Annotated in this window: 2 protein-coding genes and 1 pseudogene; all 3 read left to right on the top strand. The window is 70.7% G+C overall.

Annotation, left to right across the window (positions count from 1 at the left end; translation table 11 throughout):
* The first annotated feature begins 53 nt into the window (after window positions 1–53).
* Window positions 54–1,247, top strand: a complete 1,194-nt coding sequence (locus tag AB0J52_RS30750; protein ID WP_500186179.1) for an ABC transporter substrate-binding protein — start codon at window positions 54–56, stop codon at window positions 1,245–1,247.
* Window positions 1,248–1,269: 22 nt separating this feature from the next.
* Window positions 1,270–3,093 (top strand): ABC transporter permease, encoded by a 1,824-nt coding sequence (locus AB0J52_RS30745; protein WP_500186178.1) that lies wholly within the window; start codon window positions 1,270–1,272, stop codon window positions 3,091–3,093.
* An 89-nt stretch (window positions 3,094–3,182) separates the two neighbouring features.
* Window positions 3,183–3,539, top strand: a pseudogene (locus AB0J52_RS30740) (ABC transporter ATP-binding protein); the annotation flags it as partial.
* Window positions 3,540–3,969 lie beyond the last annotated feature (430 nt).

Here is a 3,969-nt window from a genome sequence, read left to right as displayed (position 1 = left end):
GGCGGCCCCGGGACGGGGGGCCCGGCGGCGCGTCCCCCCAAGGAGAACCGACCATGAACGGATCCGCCCCCGGACGGCGGCGCGCCCGCGCCGCGTGCGCCGGACTGCTCGCCCTGGCAGCGTCCGCGCTGACCGCCTGCGCACCGTCCACCAGCGGCGAGGCGGGCGGCGCGAGCCCGCTGCCGTCCGCCAGCGTCGAGGACGCCGCGAGCTTCAAGCTCGACGACCTGATCGCCGCCGCCAAGAAGGAGGGCTCGGTCCTCGCCTACGACGGCAGCGGCGACGTCAAGGACGTGGCCGAGGCGTTCGCGAAGAAGTACGGGATCAAGGCCGAGGGCGTGAAGTCCAAGGCGGCGGCGACCGCCGAGAAGATGACCCGCGAGTCCCAGGCCAAGAACGTCACCATCGACGTCAACCTCTTCGAGGACGGGCCGATGCTCGTCGGGCAGCTCCTGCCGCAGCGGATCGTCCGGACCTGGATCCCGCCGGACCTGGCATCCGACATCGCCGAGGGCGACCGCAACCCGCTGATGATGCTGATGAAGGCGTACGTCTTCGTCTACAACCCCAAGCTCAGCCCGAACGGCTGCCCGGTGAAGAACCTCTGGGAGCTCACCGACCCGGCGTGGAAGGGCAAGGTGCTGCTTCAGGACCCCCTCGGCAAGGAGGTCTTCACGCAGTGGTTCACGCAGCTCGCCGACCACGGCACCGACAAGCTGACCGCCGCCTATGACGCGCTCGGCAAGGGCAAGCTCCAGCTCTCCGAGAAGGACCCCGCGCACGAGTGGGTCAAGCGGTTCGCCAAGAACTCCCCGGTCCTCACCACCGAGGACGAGGACGTGGCGACCGGCGTCGCCGCCCCCAACCAGACCAAGCAGACCCTCGGCCTGATGTCCATCGCGAAGTTCCGCGACGTCGAGCAGAAGGGCTTCCACATGAAGGTCTGCGAGGGCCTGTCCCCGTGGACCGGGTTCGCCTACCCCAAGTACGCGACGATCGCGACCGGCTCCAAGCACCCGAACGCGGCGAAGCTGTTCGTCCACTTCGTCATGGAGAAGGAGGGCTTCGCGCTGGAGTCCGGCAGCGGCGGGGTGTCCGGCAACAAGTCGGTCGGCAAGAGCCCCAACAACCCGCCCGGCCTGGCCGACTGGGACAACCAGCTGTTCCGGTTCGTGCCGGGCACCATGACCGACGACTTCCGCGAACGCCAGGACATCAAGGACTTCTGGCGCGTCAACCACCGCTGACCCCACCACCGGAGGAATCGTCATGGCGGTCGCCGCCCCCGCGCGCCCGGCGTCACGTGGCAGACGCGTGCTCTACCGCGTCCGCGTGCTCCTGCGCGAGCCCACCGTGCTGCTCGGCGTGGTGCTGTGCCTCGCTCTGCTCTACCTCGTCATCGCGCCGCTCATCTCGGTCTTCTCGGACGCCGGACGCGTCCAGTACGGGGACGAGGCGCGCTCCGGCCAGCACACCGGGGACTGGACGGGCTACTACATGTGGCGGGTGTTCCGCTCGCCCGTCAGCCGGCTGCTGTTCTGGGAGCCGCTGCTGCACACGCTCGTCGTGTCGGCCGGCGTCATCGTGTTCGCCCTGGTCGTGGGCGGGTCGATGGCCTGGCTGGTCACCCGCACCAACGTGCCCGGACGCAAGTTCCTGGCCGCGGCGCTGGTGGTGCCGTACATGCTGCCGTCCTGGACGTTCGCGCTGGCCTGGCTGACGCTGTTCAAGAACGAGCGGTCCGGCGGCCAGGTCGGCTACCTGCAGGGCGCCGGGATCTCCACGCCCGACTGGCTCGCCTACGGGCCGTTCCCGATCATCGTGACGCTCGGGCTGCACTACTACCCGTTCGTCCTGCTGCTGTTCGGCAACGCGCTGCGCCGCATCGACGCGCAGCTGGAGGACTCCGCCCGGATCCTCGGCGCGGGCGGCCGGACGGTCCTGCGCCGCATCACCCTGCCGCTGATGCTGCCCGCGCTGTCCTCGGCGGTCCTGCTCGTGCTCGGCCGCGTCCTCGGCACCTTCGGCACGCCCTACATCCTCGGCCTGCCGAGCGACTACAACGTGCTGTCCACCAGCCTGTACCACGCCATCCGGGACCGCAGCACCGGCGTGGCCTCGGTGCTGGCCGGCGTGATCGTCCTCGTCGGCGTGCTGGTGGTGGTCGTGGACACCCGGCTCGTCCGCGAGCAGCGCCGGTTCGTCACCGTCGGCGGCAAGGGCGCCATGGACCGGCGGGCGGACCTGCGCCGCTGGCGCTGGCCGGCGTTCGCCGTCGGCATGGCGGTGTTCCTGGTCAGCGTGGCGGCCCCGGTGCTGACCCTGCTGCTGTCCACCGTCACCAAGACGCCCGGGGTGTTCCGCGCCGACAACTTCACGCTCACGTTCTGGATCGGCGAGGACATCCCCGGCGCGGTCGGGTTCCCGCACGGCGTGCTGCGCGGCTCCGACCTGTACGAGGCGGCCTGGAACAGCCTGCGCATCGTCGGCATCGCCGCGCTGGTCTGCGGCTTCGTCGGGCTCCTCATCGGCTACGTGGTGGTGCGCGGCGACGGCGGCCGCGTGTCGGGGTTCCTGCGGCAGGTCTCGTTCCTGCCGTACCTGGTGCCCGGCATCGCGTTCGCCGCCGCCTGCCTGTCGCTGTTCGCGGTGCGGCGCGGCCCGGTGCCCGCCCTCTACGGGACGGTCACGCTGCTCGTCCTGGTGCTGGTCGTCACCCACCTGCCGTACTCGTCGCGCTCGGGCATCGCGGCGATGATGCAGCTCGGCCGCGAACCCGAGGAGGCCGCGCAGGTCGCCGGGGCCCGCTGGCCGGTCCGGATGTTCCGGATCATCGTGCCCATCCAGAAGGGCGCCCTCGTCACCGGCGTGGTGCTGCCGCTGGTGTCCGGGCTGAAGGAGCTCAGCATCGTGATCATGCTGACCACCTCCGGCACCCAGCTGCTCACGACCCTGTCGATCGGCCTGGTCGACTACGGATACACCCAGCTGGCCAACGCGGTCGTGCTGGTCATCGCCCTGCTCTCGTTCACCCTGACCTATCTGGCCCAGCGGCTCACCCGGAGCAGCCTGGCCTCGGGCATCGGAGGTTGACCATGTCGGCCATCACCCTCAGTGAAGTGGTCAAGCAGTACCCCGGCGGCCATGTCGCGGTCCGGAACCTGGACCTGACCATCCCGGACGGGTCGTTCACCTGCCTGCTCGGCCCGTCCGGCTGCGGCAAGACCACCACCCTGCGCATGATCGCCGGGTTGGAGCAGCCGACCGCGGGCGAGATCCGCGTCGGCGACCGCGTCCTGGACGCGGTGGGCCGCGGCGTCTACGTCCCGCCGGAGAAGCGGGGCATGGGCCTGGTGTTCCAGAACTACGCGCTCTGGCCGCACCTCACCGTCCTGCGCAACGTCGAGTTCGGGCTGCGGATGCGGAAGGTCCCGGCCGCCGCGCGGCGCGAGCGGGCCATGGAGGCGCTGCGCAAGGTCCGCGTGGCCGAGTGCGCCGACCGCTACCCCTCGCAGCTGTCGGGCGGGCAGCAGCAGCGCGTCGCCCTCGCCCGCATGCTCGCGGTGGACCCCGAGGTCCTGCTGCTGGACGAGCCGCTGTCCAACCTGGACGCGCGGCTGCGGCTGGAGATGCGCACCGAGCTCAAGCGCATCCACGACGAGACGGGCGCGACCGTCGTGTTCGTCACCCACGACCAGATGGAGGCCATGACCATGGCGACGCATGTCGCGGTCATGAACGAGGGCGAGCTGCAGCAGGTCGCGCCGCCCGTGGAGATGTACGAACGGCCCGGCAACCGGTTCGTCGCCGAGTTCGTGGGGAGCCCCCCGATGAACGTCGTCGCCGTCGCCGAGCCGCTCGGCGGACTCGCCGGGTCTCCGGCCTTGTCCACGCCACTCTTGGCCTGGTCGTACCGGCTCATGGACGAGCTCGACTTCATCGTCGACCCGCTCCCCGGTCTGCTGTTCA

The organism is Spirillospora sp. NPDC049652 (assembly GCF_040675125.1).
In the GTDB taxonomy this organism is placed as follows: Bacteria; Actinomycetota; Actinomycetes; order Streptosporangiales; family Streptosporangiaceae; genus Spirillospora.
Note: the sequence above shows the minus strand (reverse complement) of the source record. Positions and strands in the feature narration are given on the sequence as shown.